This is a genomic window from Ruegeria sp. CDSB113, from assembly GCF_059611045.1.
In genome coordinates this window covers 71,286-86,878 of sequence record NZ_JBXWOU010000002.1, presented here as the reverse complement: position 1 = coordinate 86,878, position 15,593 = coordinate 71,286, and the positions used below count along the sequence as shown (strand labels likewise).

Sequence of the window (15,593 nt, the reverse complement as noted above, 5' to 3'; positions counted from 1 at the left end):
TCGCATAAGTGACTGACGCGAATACGCCAGCCATTACCTGCCAGAATCTCTGGCAGGTTTTTGGTCAAGGCGCAGACAAAGCCCTGACCGACGCGCTGTCTCGGTCAGGGAATGATGCAGACCAAGCCGCCGCCGATCTGCGCGAACACGGGTTCATCCCGGCTGTTCAGGACGCAAATTTCGAAGTCAAAGAGGGCGAGCTCTTCGTCATCATGGGCCTGTCGGGGTCGGGCAAGTCCACACTGATCCGCTGTATCTCGCAATTGTTGCCGGGCACGGGCGGCGAAATCCGTGTCGACGGCGAAAACGTTATCGGTGCGTCGAAGAAAGCGCTGACCGAATTGCGTCGCAAGAAACTGGGCATGGTGTTCCAGCATTTTGGCCTGTTTCCACACATGACCGTTGCGGACAACGTGGCCTATCCACTGCGCGTATCGGGCGTCGGCAAAAAGGAACGGATGGCCCGCGCGCAAGAGGTCATCACTCTGGTCGGATTGGAGGGGCGCGAGGAAAGCTACCCTCGCCAGCTTTCCGGTGGTCAGCGTCAGCGCGTGGGGATTGCTCGGTCTTTGGCGGTGAACCCGGACATCTGGTTTCTGGACGAGCCGTTCTCTGCCCTTGATCCACTGATCCGCCGACAGCTGCAGGACGAATTCCTGCGCATTCAGGCGACGCTGAAGAAATCCATCGTGTTTATTACTCACGATATTCAAGAGGCGCTGAAACTGGCCGACCGCATCGCCATCATGCGCGACGGTAAGATCGTTCAGATCGGTACGCCGACGGATATCGTATTACGCCCCGTAGATGACTACGTGCGCGAATTCTCGAAAGACGTGGCCAAGGGTCAGCACGCCAAAGTCGCCTCGGTCATGCGGGACGAATCTGAACGTGGCCCGGATGATCCTGGCCTGACAACCTCGATGACCCTGGACGCCGCGTTGGCGCATTGCATGGAGCTTTATGAACCCGTTCCTGTGCGAGATGAAAACGGCAATATCGTTGGCACGGTTCATCCTTCTGATCTTGCCGCCGCGCTCCAGGTGGATGAGACATGACCGCCGTTTCAGACATCCCCAGTAACAGCGCGATCCAACTAACGGTTGGCGCGAAGGCGGCATTGATCACAGTCGTCGTCGGCGCGATTTGCCTTGCGTTGGAGGGTCTTGCGCCTTGGTTGGTCAAGTGGCCCACCGCTTGGGAATTGCCCGCGACTGAGTGGGTTGGCGCGTTTTTGGACTGGTTTCTGAACGGCATCAAACCAGCCATGCGGCTGTTTTCCGACCTGATGGCATATCCCATGAACGCGGCTAATTTTCTGTTGGGCAGCACTCCTTGGCCCATTCTTATCGGTCTGGTGACAGCGCTAGGCTGGTTTCTGGGCGGATTGCCCATGGCGGCGTTGGGGTTTTTTGGCCTGTGTTTCGTGTTCGCCTCCGGCTATTGGGCCGAGAGTATGAATACCTTGGCATTGGTCGCCGTCTCGGTTCCCGTTGCGCTGATCGTCGGCGGTGCCATCGGCATACTTGCCAACGAAGTGCCGCGTGTCAGGTCCTTTGTTCAGGCGGTTTTGGACGTGATGCAGACGGTCCCGACCTTCGCCTATTTAACCCCGCTATTGCTGCTGTTTGGTTTTGGCCCGGTTGTGGGTTTGATCGCGTCGGCCATTTACGCGGCCCCGCCAATGGCGCGGAACGTGATGCTGGGTTTGGAACGGGTCGAGCCTGAGATCAAAGAGGCCGCCATCATGTCCGGCGGCACGCGGTTTCAGCAGTTGTTTCAGGTCGAAATCCCCGCAGCGGCGACGCAGATCATGGTGGGCGTAAACCAATGCCTGATGGCCGCCCTTTCGATGGTCATCATCGCTGCCGTAATCGGCGGGTTCAACGATATCGGCTGGGAAGTTCTTCTGACCATGCGCAAGGCTCAGTTTGGTGAGTCGCTGATGGCCGGTTTGGTCATCGTTGTTTTTGCTGTGGTGATCGACCGGATGAGTGGCACGTTGGCGACTGAGCGTAAGCGCTATGATCCACGCGTTGTCTGGGCGGTCTTGGGCTTTACGGCGCTGTTCACCGTCGCCTTCTGGGCATGGCTGCCGAACCCGTCCGAACTGACCTTGCTGGACCCGATGGCCGAGGCTGTCGATAGCGGCTTGACCGCGTTCACGCAGGCCAATGGTCCTTGGCTGGATGCGCTCAAGAACAACTCATTGTTCTATGTTCTGTTGCCACTGCGGATCGGGTTGGATCAGGCGGTTTTGCCCTTCACATGGGGGTTCCAATGGACGGCTGGGATGAGCTTCGGGCTTTTTGCCGCCGGCGCGGTCATCGCAGCATTGATGGCATGGCGCGGTCACATGACCGGAGGATTGGTTGTGCTGATCTTGATCGGAATGTTGGAAACCGGCATCGCAAACCTGCCTTGGCCATTCGTTCTTACCGGCGCTGCCGCGCTCAGCTATGTCGCGGGCGGCTGGCGTCTGGCGGCGCTTTCGGTGGGGCTGCTGTGCACCATCCTCGTATCCGGCCTGTGGGAACGCGCCTTGCTGTCGCTATACCTCAGCGGTGCTGCGGTGTTTTCCTGCGCTGTCGCAGGAGGCATGATCGGCCTGGCCAGCGCCGTGTGGTCGCCGGTCTGGAAAGTGGTTCGTCCGATCTGCGACATGCTGCAGACGATCCCTCTGTTCGTTTTCCTGATCCCGGTGCTGATGGTGTTCCAGATCGGTGAATTTTCGGCCTTTCTGGCGATCTGTGCCTACGCCATCGTCCCGATGATCCGCTATACGCGGCACGGGCTGGTCAACACTCCGGAAGAGATGATGGAGGCCGCAATCTCAAGTGGCGCGACCGAGTGGCAGATCATGCGCGACGTGCGCGCGCCGTATGCTGCGCCGACGATCCTGCTGGGGCTGAACCAGACCATCCTTTATGCCTTTGCAATGCTGGTGATCGCGGCGCTGATCGGGACCACCGGTCTAGGGCAGTCGATCTATCTGGCGCTAGGTCAGGCGGATGTGGGTCTGGGCATCTCGGCTGGTGCCGCCATGGCGATTCTGGCGCTTGTTGCCGACCGTATCGTGCAGGGTTTTGCCGAAGAACGGCGTAAAGCGCTGGGACTGTGAATTGGGGCAGGGGCGGCGCGTCCGCCCCTTTTGCCCTGCACTTGATCTTAGACAAAGACCGGACAGCGTTCGGGACGTAGACCGCGCGTAACACGTTCGGAGAATACTATGACCGGTTGGGCCTTCTTCCTCGCAGCACTGATCACCTTTCTTCTCAGCCACGCCATCCCGGTGAGGCCGGGTGTTCGCGGGCGGCTGATCGAAACATTGGGGCGCAAGGGATATTTTGCGGCATATTCCGTATTGTCGCTGTTGGTTCTCGCGTGGCTAATCGTCGCCGCAGCCCAAGCACCATATGTTGAGGTCATACCGCCGCTTGCCATCTTTCGCTGGGCGCCACTCTTGGTGATGCCAATCGTGTGCTGGCTGGCTGTCGCCGGCATATCGATCCAAAACCCGTTCTCTTTTGGCGGGATGGGGCATCGCGCTTTTGACCCTGAAAAACCGGGCATCCTGCGGACCACGCGCCACCCTGTTCTTGCGGCTTTGATGCTGTGGGCGGGGGCGCATCTGCTGGCCAATGGCGGCCTGTCACACGTGATCCTGTTCGGGCTTTTTGCAGGTTTTTCGGCTTTCGGAATGGTTTTGATCGATCGCCGCAAACAACGCGATATGGGTATGGAATGGATCCGGCTGTCTCGTAATACAGCCCGCCTGTCGCTGCGCAGTCCACAGCCGTGGCCGCGTCTTTGGGTTTGGCTGGTCGCAATTGCCATCTTCATGGCATTGCTACATCTGCACACGCCTGTGATCGGATTATCGCCATTACCGTGACCCAAGAGAGTGGTCGCGCAGGTACTTGCGTGCTATCTGGAACGTTACAAATCTATACTAAGGGGTCCTTGGATGCATCTGGCCTATGTTACGACCACCGACCGCGGCGCAACCGACCGCCTGTTAAGTGCGGTTGCCGAACACCTGCTCGCCAAAGGCGCGAGCCTTGCGGGGGTGGTGCAAACCAACACTGAATGCGCGGATAGCAGCAAGTGTGACATGGATGTTCGGGTTCTGCCCGAGGGAGAGACCATTCGCATCTCTCAATCCCTTGGTGAACAGTCACGTGGTTGCCGTCTGGACCCTGCCGCGCTGGAGCAGGCCGTTGGATATGTGACCTCTTCGCTGGCCGCCGCACCGCAATTGCTGATCATCAACAAATTCGGCAAGCATGAGGCTGACGGGCGCGGATTCCGCCCCGTGATTGCCGAAGCTCTGGCGCTGGATGTTCCCGTCCTTGTTGGTGTGAACGGTCTGAACAAAGAAAAATTCGACGCGTTCACTGGTGGTGCTGCCGAACAGATCGCACCTGATCCAGAAAGCATCATTGCATGGTTCGACCGCGTCACTGCGCAACGTGAGGCCGCGGCCTGACAAAGCTCCCGTCGGGTAAGCTTCTGTTTTCCTAACTTGTTTCGTGTCGCCTGTGCTGCAATCCTCTTTCTTGGAGGAGGCAGTGCATGTGGACCAATTGGGCCGGAAACCAGCGAACGGATACGCCAATAGCGCGCCCGACGTCGATTGCTGAACTGCAAAAAGAAATTGCGCAGCCCCAAAGCCTGCGGATCATAGGTGCAGGGCATTCATTTACGCCGATCGTGGCCGGTGGTGACCGGATTGTGGACTTGTCGGATTTGGACCTGCCAACGCTTGGCGATGCCCGGCAGGATCGGGAATGGGTTAACGCCAATGCGCGTTTGCGGGATCTGTCGCCGGCACTGGCGGACAAGGGGCTGGCGTTCCGCAACCTTGGGGATATCAACGCGCAATCTCTGGCTGGTGCGGTGTCGACCGCGACCCATGGGACCGGGCGCGAACTTCCCTGCCTTGCGGCAGAAGTCACCGCTGCCCGAATGGTCGGGGCAAGCGGTGATGTTCTGACCACGGATGATATCCCGCTTGAGATGGTACAGGTCAGTTTGGGTATGCTGGGCGTTCTGACCGAAGCGCAGATCAAGGTCGTGCCAAAGTATAACTTACGTCGGCAGGTCCAGCTTGCCTCGGTCGAGGATAGCCTGGTCACGATGCACCAGAAATGGGCGGAGAACCGGAATTTCGAGTTCTTCTACATCCCCTTTACCGGAAAAACTGTCGAACTTCGTCATGCCATCACTGATGCCGCCGAAAGCAAGGCACCGCGCGATTTGGATATGATCGCTGTAAAGGTACTGAAACTTGCGCGCAGCGCGGGGCGGATCAGCGAAGGGTTGCGCCGTGCAATGCTCAAAGTGCTGACGATGGCACAGTCGGACGAGGATTACGTCGGCGAAAGCTGGCGGGTTTTGTGTAGCGACCGGCATATTCGTTTCAAGGAAATGGAATATCATCTGCCGCCAGATGTGGCTGGGGATGTTCTGCAAGAGGTTCTGACGCGCCTACATCGCGACCACAAGGACATCTATTTTCCGATCGAAGTGCGCCAGACTGCTGGTGACACGGCCTGTCTGTCTCCGTTCCAGGGTGGGCCGCGCATTTCCATTGCCATCCACACCGACGCAGCCGAGGATCATAAACGGTATTTCGAAGCTATTGAGCCGCTATTTGTCGAAGCAGGTGGTCGCCCTCATTGGGGCAAGTTGCACAATCTGACTTACAAAGACCTGTCCGTAATGTATCCGGGTTTTGACCAGTTTTGCGCGTTGCGCGAACAGCTCGATCCACAGGGTAAATTTCTGACGCCCTCGCTTGCTCGGTTGTTTCGACCATGAACGCAGCAGCCCTGAAAGCTCTGTCAAATGCTCTGCGATCACACGGGGTCGACAAGCCCGTCGTCGTAGTGGACTTAGACTTGTTGGATGCCAATTGTGTTGTCGCGAACAGAGTTGCTGACGCTGGGCTGGCCCGCAGGCTGGTCGCCAAGTCTCTGCCCTGCCTTCCTTTGTTGGATTTCATTCGCGAGCGCATCTCGATCTCTGGCCTGATGACGTTTTCCGAACCGATGTTGCAGGCGCTTTTGACGGCCGAGCCCGATACAGACCATCTGATCGGGAAGCCCTTGCCTGTCAGTACGGCTGCAAGGCTACTGACCACCAACCCCGATGCAGCAAGGCGCGTTCAATGGTTGATCGACACCCCAGCTCGGCTTGGGGAATATCTGGCGTTGGCTTCAGATCGCCAGACGTCACTGCGTTTGTCTTTGGAACTGGATATCGGCCTGCACCGTGGCGGGCTAATTTCTCAGAATGTCCCAGAACTTGCCCAACAAATAATGGCGCACCCATACGGGCAGCTTGCCGGGGTCATGGGGTACGAGGCGCATTTGGCGAAACTGCCCGGCATTCTGCGCAACCGCGCGGTTCGGGCCAGTGCAGATGCGTTCAACACAGCCATCGCCGTTTTGCCGCGTGACGAGGATGGGTTGTGTCTGAACACAGGCGGCAGCCTGACCTTTCAATCCTACCTTGCCGAGGGTTCTGCGAATGAGGTCGCATTCGGCTCGGTCCTGGTAAAGCCCGGCGATTTTGACCACGCCACGACGCAGGCGTTTGAACCAGCTGCGTTCATCGCGACGCCGGTTCTTAAAGCAATGCCGGGTAACGCGTTGCCGGGGCTGGAGTTCTTGCCGCGACAGAAAACGGACATTGCGATCTTTGGCGGCCACTTCCTTGCCCAGCCGGTTTTCCCTGCGGGGTTTGGCTACTCAGAAGTCTTTGGCCGTTCAAGCAATCAGGAAGTGTGGACAGGCCCGCGTTCGGCAGACGTATCGCCGGGCGACATCGCACTGCTGCGCCCTGATCAAAGCGAGGCTGTGCTGAATCAGTTCGGCACCATGCTAGCCGTCCGAGGTGGGCAGGTGGTTAGTGAATGGCCATGCCTGCCCAATTAGGCCGCGTTGCCGATAACAGGGTTTCAACGGCGTGCCTCAGATTCATAGCGCCCAGCTTATGTTAAGAAAATGCAACAGAGGTCCGCAATCGAAGGCCGTTTCGAGTAATAGTACCTGGATTGAGTGATCTGTATGTGGTTGGAAAGTGGTGGGCGACCCTGGAATCGAACCAGGCGTGCGTCTCCGCGAGGGAGTTACAGTCCCCTGCCACACCTTGCGGCCTGTCGCCCACTGTCAGGCGTTGCACCTGACGTGGAGGCGTGATTACTAGCGCCTTGAAGGAGCGTCAACAGGAAAATTTGGCTTTGACGCAGGAAACCGAATTCCCGGCCCGGAGGCCCAAGAAATGAAGAAACCCAAGTGGGTCGTTGAAAAGGAACAGGCGCGCAAAGCTGCGGCGTCTGAAACCGTTTGGCTGTTCGGTTTGCATGCCGTTCGGGATGCTTTGATGAACCTGAACCGGCAGAAACTGAAACTGATTGTGACGCGGAACGCACGGGATAAACTGGCAGAAGCGATTGAATTTGCAGGGATTGAGGCCGAAATGGTCGATCCGCGAAAATTCACCGCGCCCATTGATCCCGGTTCAGTCCATCAGGGGGCTGCACTTGAGGTCAAGCCGCTGGATTGGGGCGGGCTGGCTGAAAATTGCATTGGGCGTGAGCATCCCAGGGTCATTTTATTGGACCGTGTTACCGACCCGCACAATGTTGGGGCGATTCTTCGCTCGGCCGAAGTGCTTGGGGCCAGTGCCGTGATCGGTACGCGGCACCATTCGGCGCCGGAGACGGGCGCGCTGGCCAAAACCGCGAGTGGAGCACTGGAGCGTCAGCCCTATCTGCGCGTGCGAAATCTGGCCGATACCATTGTCGAACTGCAGAACATGGGCTTTCTGGTGTTGGGTCTGGACGGAGAGGCCGAACAAACCATCGAGACGGCGTTGGGCGGCAAGCTGGATCAACCTGTTGCACTCGTGCTGGGGGCCGAAGGGCCCGGCCTGCGGCAAAAGACCAAGGAAACTGTCAATCAACTGGTGAAAATCGACGCATCCGGTGGGTTTGGTTCTCTCAACGTCTCAAATGCTGCCGCAATTGCCTTATATGCGTCAAGGCATCGATAGACAGGAGAGAGCCATTACCAGCCCGACCAAAATCGCCACTTGCTGTTATTGTGGAACGCGCGCTGCGTTGGTTCTGAAAGGGAAGCATCGCCACGAACTCAGCTGTTCTAGCTGCGGTGCCCCTTTGCATGACCTCAAGATGGTTCCCAAGCGCAAGCTGAGCAATGACAAGCCCAAGCGCGATAGCTACAAGACGGCCACGGCATACCAGTCCAAAAAGAAAAAGAAGAAAAAGGGGATTTTTGCGCGCGTCATTGATGAAGCATGGGATGTGGTCGAGGATATCTTTGACTGACGCGGGATAAAGCGACACGGGTGTTCACAACCGCGTTAATAGGGGTGTTTCGCGCGACAAAAGATTGCATTTTGATACCCTGAATTTGTAATCCTGAGCATGTGATGCCAATCAAACGTTTCATACTTGGCGCGATAGCCGCCGTTGCCCTTCTTTCTGCCGCCCAAGCACAGGACATGCCCGTCTTCTATGAGGCGGACGGTGCCGTCATGGCCGGCTACGACCCTGTCTCATATTTTCTTGAGGAAACGCCGGTCCGCGGATTGCCAGAATATTCTGTGATCTGGAAAGGGGCCGAGTGGCATTTCGCCTCGGCCGAGAATCGCGATCTGTTTGAAAGCAATCCTCGCGCCTTTTCCCCTCAGTTCGGGGGCTACTGCGCCTATGCCATGGCGCAAGGTATCTTAAAAAGCACCGATCCGATGCTTTGGGACATGGTGGAAGGCCGGCTGTACCTGACCCACTCGCCTGAGATTGAGCAGCTCTGGCGCGGAGATCGTGCAGAATACATTCACATGGCCGAGGAAAATTGGCCTGTGGTGCTGTATCAAGACTAGGTGAATTCCTGCTTTCTTCGATCTGTCATCACAAAAATGCGACGACCCTCTTTTTTTCTCTGAACTTATGCCTAAATGTCACAGTGACCGCGGAACGGAACTGCCGCGGGTCATTTCACTGTCCCTCGTTCCAACAACTGGCGCTCAGGTTTGACCTGAGCGCTTTTTTCTTTGCTGCGCCAAGTCTAGTGTGGCCGCATGGCGAACTACACAGACCCATTCCTGAGGGACATCCTGCGTCGCACTAAGGTGATTGCCGTGGTGGGCGTTTCGATGAACCCGGTGCGGCCCAGCTATTATGTCGCGCGGTATCTTTCACTTAAGGGATACGCGGTGATCCCTGTGAACCCAGGTCATGCCGGGAAGTTACTTTTTGGCCAGACCGTTCGCGCGTCATTGTCCGAGATTACTCAGCCGGTCGATATGGTTGACATCTTTCGCCGTTCCGAAGCTGTTCCGCCAATAGTCGACGAAGCGCTGTCTTCTTTTACCGACCTACGCACGATCTGGATGCAGATCGGCGTAGAACACCCCGAAGCCGCAGCCAAAGCACAGGCGCGCGGCGTGGATGTGGTGATGAATCGTTGCCCTAAAATCGAATATCAGCGCCTGTTTGGCGAGCTGCGCATGGGTGGATTCGCGACCGGAGTCATCTCGTCCAAGCTATGATTGCTAGCCGCCGACATAGGGCAGCAATTCCCCGTATTGTTCCTGACGGCGCTTCTCCAGCACAACGCTGCGGGGCACCCATTCATACTTGGTGTCTTCCTCCAGGGGCGACCAGAACAAAACACCGCCGTACCGCCATGGGTCCAGCACCACGCCGTCATACATCGTCTCACCCTTGCGGCTGATGATGGCCGTGCTGTGGTCGATTCTGAACTGGTTGTCCGCATTTGCTATCGCGCGGTGCAAATCCAGCGTCTGGAAGTTCTCTTGCTTCAGCCGGCGTTCGATATCCTCGGCCCAATGCCAACACAGCCCGCGCGGGCGTAGACCCTTGTTGACCTTTGCATTGTGGATCAGCGGAGGGTCGGTGATTTCGTATTCCTGAACCAGCTGCGCGGTATAGGAATAAGCGATGCGGGCCGCGCGGTCGGCTTCTTCTGGGTCGATGTCGGGACCAAGGCTGCGGATTTCCGTTGCCAGTCTTTGGACCTCATCACCGGTCGTGCGCGGCGGTGCCGAACACGCGGTAATCATCACAAGCGAAAGCAAAGCCATTACACTGGCCAGAGCCCTGGTCATTCCCGCGTTCCTCGGTCGGTCCCACACTGATCCCTGACTATACAGGGCAGGGCGGCAGGACGGAACCCGGGCTTAGGTCTTTGGGCGCGATGCCTTTTCGGTGATGCCGCTTGTGCCCTGGCGTCGGGCCAACTCGGCCAAAACGCCATCCAGCGCCACGTCCCGCGCGGCCAGCATGACCAGCAGGTGATAGAGGACATCCGCAGCCTCGGCGGTCAGCTTGTCTTTGTCACCCTTGACGGCCTCGATGATGGCCTCAACAGCCTCTTCCCCGAATTTCTCGGCACATTTCTCAGGTCCCTTGGACAGCAGTTTTGCGGTCCAGCTAGAGTCGGGCTCTGCCCCTTTGCGGGCCTCAATCGTCGCGGCCAGATCGTGTAGGATGTTCATATCAGCCTCATGGGGATGCCAGCCGCAGCCATGTGTTCTTTGGCCTCGCGGATGGTGTATTCACCGAAATGGAAGATCGAGGCGGCCAGAACAGCACTGGCCCCGCCTTCCGTCACACCCTCGACCAGATGATCCAGGTTGCCTACGCCGCCAGAGGCAATCACCGGCACGTCCACCGCGTCTGAGATCGCGCGGGTCAGAGGCAGATTGAAGCCTGCCTTGGTGCCGTCGCGGTCCATTGAGGTCAGTAGAATTTCTCCGGCCCCCTTGGCGACAACGGTTTTGGCGAACTCAACGGCGTCGATACCGGTTGGTTTGCGGCCCCCATGGGTGAAAATCTCCCATTTACCCGGGCTGACGGTTTTGGCGTCGATAGCGCAGACAATGCATTGGCTGCCGAACTGATCCGCGGCTTCTGCGATGACATCCGGATTGGCGACAGCGGCCGAGTTGAAGCTGACCTTGTCGGCGCCTGCCAACAGCAGGGCGCGCACGTCGTCTTTGGTGCGGACGCCTCCACCGACGGTCAGCGGAACAAAACACTGTTCAGCTGTGCGTTGAACCACATCGAACATGGTGCCGCGGTTTTCGTGGGTGGCGTGAATGTCCAGAAAACAGATCTCATCTGCGCCTGCAGCGTCATAGGCTTTGGCCGACTCTACAGGATCGCCCGCGTCACGCAGGCCAACGAAATTGACACCTTTGACAACACGGCCATCGGCGACATCCAGACAGGGAATGATACGGGTTTTCAGCATACCGGCGTCCTTTGTTGGCGCACCTGTATCGGCAAAACCCCGCCTTTTCCAGTACCGTTAGGGCGTGTTGCGGAAAATGGCGGGGTCAATCATTGGCTTAGATCTTGCGCCGGTTCTATTGCTTTTTGTCTTTTAGCAATTTGAGCGCGGCCAGAAGATTGGCCTTGTCGTCCGTCCACGGCTCACCCCCATCAGAAACCACTGCCTGCCATTTTCCGCTCTCGACAAAACTGTCGATCCTGACCTGATCTGGGCTAACGATCACAACGTGCGATTTATGTGCACCATATTCGTCACCGTCCGGTTCGACCTGATGAAACTGGTGCGCTATGTGAAGACCAAGCTTGTTCGCAATCCGCGCAAGTGGACCGACCAGATCGTAGTAGCGGTTGGTGATGTGGAAGACCAAAATTCCGTCGCCTGCCAGCCGCTCTGTGTACATCTGCACAGCTTCTTCAGTGGTCAGATGCAAAGGGATCGCGTCAGAGCTGTATGCGTCCAGGACAAGAATATCGAATGTATAATCTGTCTGAGCCAGAACGATGCGCGCGTCACCCAGTTGCGTTGGCGAGTTCGGCGCGCACTCCGAGATATAGGTGAAAAGGGTGGGGTCGCGCGCCACCTTATCCACCATGGCGTCGATCTCAAAGAATGCCCATTCCTGGGATGGAAGCTTGTAGCAGGACAGAGCACCGACTCCGAGGCCGACAATTCCGATGCTGTCGGCTTGACGCCCGAATTCGGACGTTATGACTTGAGCCATTGGCCCCTTGGGGTAGTAATAAGACTTCGGCGTAGGTTTTTTGCCAAATTCCGATTCCAACTGCAAACCATGCAGTGTGGTTCCGTTTTGATAGATTCTGAGGTCTGCTATCGAGAACACTGTGTGCGTCCCAAAAAAGCTTCGATCCTGAAGCAGTGCGCCCTTTTGCGGCCAAAGAACCGGCAACATAAGTGCTGCTATAATGGCAATGATACGTGCAGGTTGATTGCGGAACAGGATCAGCGCAGTCAACAGCATCGCGGTTGCGACAATCGCGCGCAAAGCGCCCTTTCCAAGTGGATCTATTCCATCGATCATACCGAAGGAAAAAAGGATTGGGTAGCTGACGATTAAACCAAATGCCAGGTTCCTTGGGGTAACTGCTCCTTTTCCGATCAAGAGCAATCCAGCAGCCAAAATAAGTGTTAGTTGTGCCTCGACTTCCTGGGCAAATGCCAACGGGGCAAGAATGGAATTGAACAATCCACCAAATGCTCCGCCCACCGACAAGGCGATGTAGAACACTGTCAATTGCTCTGCCGCAGGTCTCATTTCGTATAGCAATCTGTGTGCATAGAGGGCGATTACAAACAGAACGGGGACGTACAGCAAAAAGACGATGGGAGTTTTATGATGGTCTATCAGATTTGACAAAAGGACTACACCTGTCGCCAGTGCCAAAATCATCGGGATGTGTAAGGATTTGACACTAAGCCAATTCAGTTTCGCAAAGGCGAATATGAAGGAAAGAAGGTAGGTCGCAAGGGGCACAACCCAGATAAGCGGGATTGAACCCAGATCCGTACTGGCTTTCGTGGTAAAGGAAAGCATCAAGGATGAGGGTACGAAAGCGATCACAATCCAGGTTGCAATCTGCTTCATCTTTGGGGTGCTCTTCGCGATATCAGCTGCGATCGGCGCAATGACGCTGCTCGATCCGCGCAGCGCGATAAGGCCACTTATCGCCATTAATCCACCGAAGATGACAAACCCGATGGACCAAATATTACTGGTCGCACTGGCACCCAGAAGAGGGTCAGCCAGCAAAGGAAAAGCCAAAAGAGCCAGCAGGGAACCGACGTTACTTGCGCTGTATAGGAAATAGGGGTCGTCTGCCGAAGGTCCGCCGGACCGTGAATACCACGCCTGAAGCAACGGCGCATTCGCAGAAAGAACCGCAAATGGCAGGCCGACACCCAGGGCAAACAACTTAAGGGTTTGCAGCGCGGTCGAGCTGGATGCGTCATAGCTCCAGCCCTCGTTTATTGAGAGGGGCAGGTATGTCAGTGCAACCGCCCAAAGTGCCAGATGCGTAACCAGTTGCCAGCGCAAGGGTATCCATTTCGTCAGCACATGGGCGTAAATGTAACCGACGATCAGAACCACCTGAAAGAACAGCATAGCGGTCGTCCAAACCGCAGGAGCGCCACCAATTTGCGGCAGGACCAGCTTGGCAAACAGAGGCTGAACAAAAAACAAAAGAGAAGCGCTGACAAAAACGGTGGTGCAAAAACTGAATATGATCGCAATTCTGAACCAAGAATTGTTCGAATATTCTGTGCTCGTAATACTCACGGTGGAAATCCCTGCTCGAGTTCTTTGTGGTTCTGCTACAGGCGAATTGAGACCAAGTTTGGGCCAAGCTTGGTAAAATATCTGTCAGAATGGATTATTGTTCTCAAATGCGGAACGGTCTGCGCGGGCACCAAAGCTGCGAGGGTCGGGTGCGTGGCAAGGCTTTGCCGATGCCGGAGATGTGATTGCAAGTTCGCGAAAAGCTGAGACAATTTGGATGAAATTTACAGAAGGAAACCCGATATGCGAAATCTGATACTGGCAACAATTTTGACTTTTGGAGGGGCGATGTCTGCCATGGCTGACGACATCATCAAAGTAAACACGAACAAATCGGTGCAAGAGGCGATGGACGCCCTGGAAGCTGCCGTTGGCAATGCGGGCGCGACCGTCTTTGCACGCGTCGATCATGCAGCTGGTGCGGAAAAGGTCGGTCTGACCATCCCCGCCAATCAGGTTCTGATCTTTGGCAACCCGGCACTAGGTACACCCGCGATGCAGATTGACCCGCGCGCCGGGCTTTTCCTGCCGCTCAAAGTGCAAGCATACGAAGACGAGACCGGGCAGGTCTGGCTTGCCTATGAGGACCCCACAGAGACAATGGATGAGCTCGACGAAGTCGAGAAATCACCTGTCATCGAAAAGATGCGCGGTGCGCTTGCCAAGCTGACTTCGGTTGCGGCCGAGTGATCAGCTTAAGGCGCGAATGGCCTCGGAAAGGTCAATCGCGCCATCATAAAGCGCGCGTCCTGAAATCGCGCCATCCAATGCCACGCCACAATCACGCAGGGCAATCAGATCATCCAACGAACTGACCCCACCCGAGGCGATGACGGGGATTGACACCGCGCGGGCCAATTCTGCCGTTGCCTGGATGTTTGGCCCCTGCATCGCGCCGTCGCGATTAATGTCGGTATAGATGATGGCCGCAACGCCTGCGTCCTCGAAATTGCGGGCCAGATCGGTGACCTTCACGTTGGTCTCTTCGGCCCAGCCCTTGGTGGCCACCATGCCGTCGCGCGCATCGATGCCAACAGCAACTTTGCCCGGAAACGCCTTGGCAGCTTCACGCACCAGATCGGGGTTTTCGACCGCCACGGTGCCCAGAATCACGCGCGCCAGACCTTTGTCGATCCATGTCTCGATCGTGGACATGTCGCGAATGCCACCGCCCAACTGCGCGGGCACGTTGCATTCTCTCAGGATCGCTTCAACCGGGGCGGCGTTGACCGGCTCACCCGCAAAAGCGCCATTCAGATCGACGAGGTGCAGCCATTCACAGCCTGCCTCGACAAAGACCCGTGCCTGCGCTGCAGGGTCGTCGTTGAACACGGTTGCCTTATCCATTTCACCACGCAGCAGGCGCACGGCCTGTCCGTCTTTGAGGTCGATGGCGGGGTAGAGGATCATGTCAGGCGGCCCTATATCTGATTTGTTCGCGCGGGATATCGCACATGCGGGGCGGGGGATGCAACGCGACGCCAAGTCAATCTTGCCGGAATTGCCCGACCGGGCCAGACTGAGCAGAAATAAGGGAGGAAATCATGAAGACATTCACACTTGCAGCCGGATTTGCGGTATTGGCAAGCGCTGCTTTTGCAGCCGATCCGGTTGACGGACTTTGGAAAACCCAACCAGGTGATACTGGCGGCTATCTTCACGTCTCGATTTCGGAATGTGGCAGCGCGATTTGTGGCACCATCGACACCGCCTTTGACAAAGACGGAAATGAGCAGCTGGAGTATGAAAACCTCGGCAAGCAGATCATCTGGGATATGGTGCCTGATGGCGGCGGCAGCTACGGCGGCGGTAAGATCTGGGCCCCGGACCGGGACAAGACCTACAGCTCGAAAATGACACTGGACAGCCAGAACAAGCTGACTGTCAAAGGCTGTGCTGTGGGCGGTCTCGTGTGTCGCGGGCAGGACTGGACGCGGGTTCAGTAA

General features: G+C 56.9%; 17 protein-coding genes and 1 tRNA gene. 12 read left to right on the top strand and 6 right to left on the bottom strand.

Translation table 11 applies throughout. From position 1 onward, the window contains the following. Window positions 1–8 precede the first annotated feature (8 nt). The 6 genes from AC2FIS_RS04850 to AC2FIS_RS04825 all read left to right on the top strand — a co-directional run bounded on the left by AC2FIS_RS04850 (window position 9) and on the right by AC2FIS_RS04825 (window position 6,941). Window positions 9–1,058: a quaternary amine ABC transporter ATP-binding protein gene (locus tag AC2FIS_RS04850; RefSeq protein ID WP_496772180.1), complete on the top strand. Its 1,050-nt coding sequence runs from the start codon at window positions 9–11 to the stop codon at window positions 1,056–1,058. After that, window positions 1,055–3,121 carry an ABC transporter permease gene (locus AC2FIS_RS04845; protein ID WP_496772179.1) on the top strand — a complete coding sequence of 689 codons (2,067 nt, stop codon included), beginning with the start codon at window positions 1,055–1,057 and terminating at the stop codon, window positions 3,119–3,121. Before AC2FIS_RS04850 ends, AC2FIS_RS04845 begins: the two co-directional genes overlap by 4 nt. A 108-nt stretch (window positions 3,122–3,229) precedes the next feature. After that, complete coding sequence (locus AC2FIS_RS04840) at window positions 3,230–3,895, top strand: NnrU family protein (protein ID WP_496772177.1); 666 nt, start codon at window positions 3,230–3,232, stop codon at window positions 3,893–3,895. Window positions 3,896–3,967: 72 nt separating this feature from the next. Further along, window positions 3,968–4,489, top strand: coding sequence for a DUF2478 domain-containing protein (locus AC2FIS_RS04835; protein ID WP_496720595.1), 522 nt, complete (start codon window positions 3,968–3,970; stop codon window positions 4,487–4,489). A gap of 86 nt (window positions 4,490–4,575) precedes the next feature. Continuing rightward, complete coding sequence (locus AC2FIS_RS04830) at window positions 4,576–5,823, top strand: D-arabinono-1,4-lactone oxidase (RefSeq protein WP_496772175.1); 1,248 nt, start codon at window positions 4,576–4,578, stop codon at window positions 5,821–5,823. Next, the gene (locus AC2FIS_RS04825) at window positions 5,820–6,941 is read left to right on the top strand and encodes an alanine racemase (RefSeq protein WP_496772174.1); all 1,122 of its coding nucleotides are present in this window, start codon (window positions 5,820–5,822) and stop codon (window positions 6,939–6,941) included. Before AC2FIS_RS04830 ends, AC2FIS_RS04825 begins: the two co-directional genes overlap by 4 nt. 146 nt (window positions 6,942–7,087) lie before the next feature. On the opposite strand, the gene AC2FIS_RS04820 is transcribed toward AC2FIS_RS04825, so the two are convergent. Continuing rightward, window positions 7,088–7,171 (bottom strand) — tRNA-Tyr (locus tag AC2FIS_RS04820). A gap of 116 nt (window positions 7,172–7,287) precedes the next feature. Between AC2FIS_RS04820 and rlmB the strand changes: the two genes are divergently transcribed. The 4 genes from rlmB to AC2FIS_RS04800 all read left to right on the top strand — a co-directional run bounded on the left by rlmB (window position 7,288) and on the right by AC2FIS_RS04800 (window position 9,582). Next, the gene (gene rlmB / locus AC2FIS_RS04815; protein WP_282168845.1) at window positions 7,288–8,061 is read left to right on the top strand and encodes a 23S rRNA (guanosine(2251)-2'-O)-methyltransferase RlmB; all 774 of its coding nucleotides are present in this window, start codon (window positions 7,288–7,290) and stop codon (window positions 8,059–8,061) included. Then, window positions 8,042–8,356, top strand: a complete 315-nt coding sequence (locus tag AC2FIS_RS04810) for a hypothetical protein (RefSeq protein WP_496772523.1) — start codon at window positions 8,042–8,044, stop codon at window positions 8,354–8,356. The genes rlmB and AC2FIS_RS04810 overlap by 20 nt, the downstream gene beginning before the upstream one ends. Window positions 8,357–8,460: 104 nt before the next feature. Further along, window positions 8,461–8,913 carry a YHS domain-containing (seleno)protein gene (locus tag AC2FIS_RS04805; protein ID WP_282151636.1) on the top strand — a complete coding sequence of 151 codons (453 nt, stop codon included), beginning with the start codon at window positions 8,461–8,463 and terminating at the stop codon, window positions 8,911–8,913. A 198-nt stretch (window positions 8,914–9,111) separates the two neighbouring features. Next, window positions 9,112–9,582 carry a CoA-binding protein gene (locus tag AC2FIS_RS04800; protein ID WP_496772173.1) on the top strand — a complete coding sequence of 157 codons (471 nt, stop codon included), beginning with the start codon at window positions 9,112–9,114 and terminating at the stop codon, window positions 9,580–9,582. Between the two features lie 3 nt (window positions 9,583–9,585). On the opposite strand, the gene AC2FIS_RS04795 is transcribed toward AC2FIS_RS04800, so the two are convergent. The 4 genes from AC2FIS_RS04795 to AC2FIS_RS04780 form a co-directional block, all read right to left on the bottom strand. After that, a complete protein-coding gene (locus AC2FIS_RS04795; RefSeq protein ID WP_496772172.1) occupies window positions 9,586–10,161 on the bottom strand; it encodes a hypothetical protein in 576 nt (191 codons plus the stop codon). A gap of 72 nt (window positions 10,162–10,233) precedes the next feature. Then, window positions 10,234–10,551 (bottom strand): phosphoribosyl-ATP diphosphatase, encoded by a 318-nt coding sequence (locus AC2FIS_RS04790; protein WP_496772170.1) that lies wholly within the window; start codon window positions 10,549–10,551, stop codon window positions 10,234–10,236. Continuing rightward, window positions 10,548–11,309, bottom strand: a complete 762-nt coding sequence (gene hisF, locus AC2FIS_RS04785; protein WP_282119112.1) for an imidazole glycerol phosphate synthase subunit HisF — start codon at window positions 11,307–11,309, stop codon at window positions 10,548–10,550. The genes AC2FIS_RS04790 and hisF overlap by 4 nt, the downstream gene beginning before the upstream one ends. Window positions 11,310–11,424: 115 nt before the next feature. Further along, window positions 11,425–13,473: a spermidine synthase gene (locus AC2FIS_RS04780; RefSeq protein WP_496772168.1), complete on the bottom strand. Its 2,049-nt coding sequence runs from the start codon at window positions 13,471–13,473 to the stop codon at window positions 11,425–11,427. A gap of 417 nt (window positions 13,474–13,890) precedes the next feature. On the opposite strand from AC2FIS_RS04780, the gene AC2FIS_RS04775 reads away from it, so the two are divergent. Beyond that, window positions 13,891–14,337 (top strand): DUF302 domain-containing protein, encoded by a 447-nt coding sequence (locus AC2FIS_RS04775; RefSeq protein WP_496772167.1) that lies wholly within the window; start codon window positions 13,891–13,893, stop codon window positions 14,335–14,337. On the opposite strand, the gene hisA is transcribed toward AC2FIS_RS04775, so the two are convergent. Beyond that, window positions 14,338–15,057: a 1-(5-phosphoribosyl)-5-[(5-phosphoribosylamino)methylideneamino]imidazole-4-carboxamide isomerase gene (hisA, locus tag AC2FIS_RS04770; RefSeq protein WP_496772166.1), complete on the bottom strand. Its 720-nt coding sequence runs from the start codon at window positions 15,055–15,057 to the stop codon at window positions 14,338–14,340. Between the two features lie 134 nt (window positions 15,058–15,191). On the opposite strand from hisA, the gene AC2FIS_RS04765 reads away from it, so the two are divergent. After that, window positions 15,192–15,593: a DUF2147 domain-containing protein gene (locus AC2FIS_RS04765; protein ID WP_496772165.1), complete on the top strand. Its 402-nt coding sequence runs from the start codon at window positions 15,192–15,194 to the stop codon at window positions 15,591–15,593.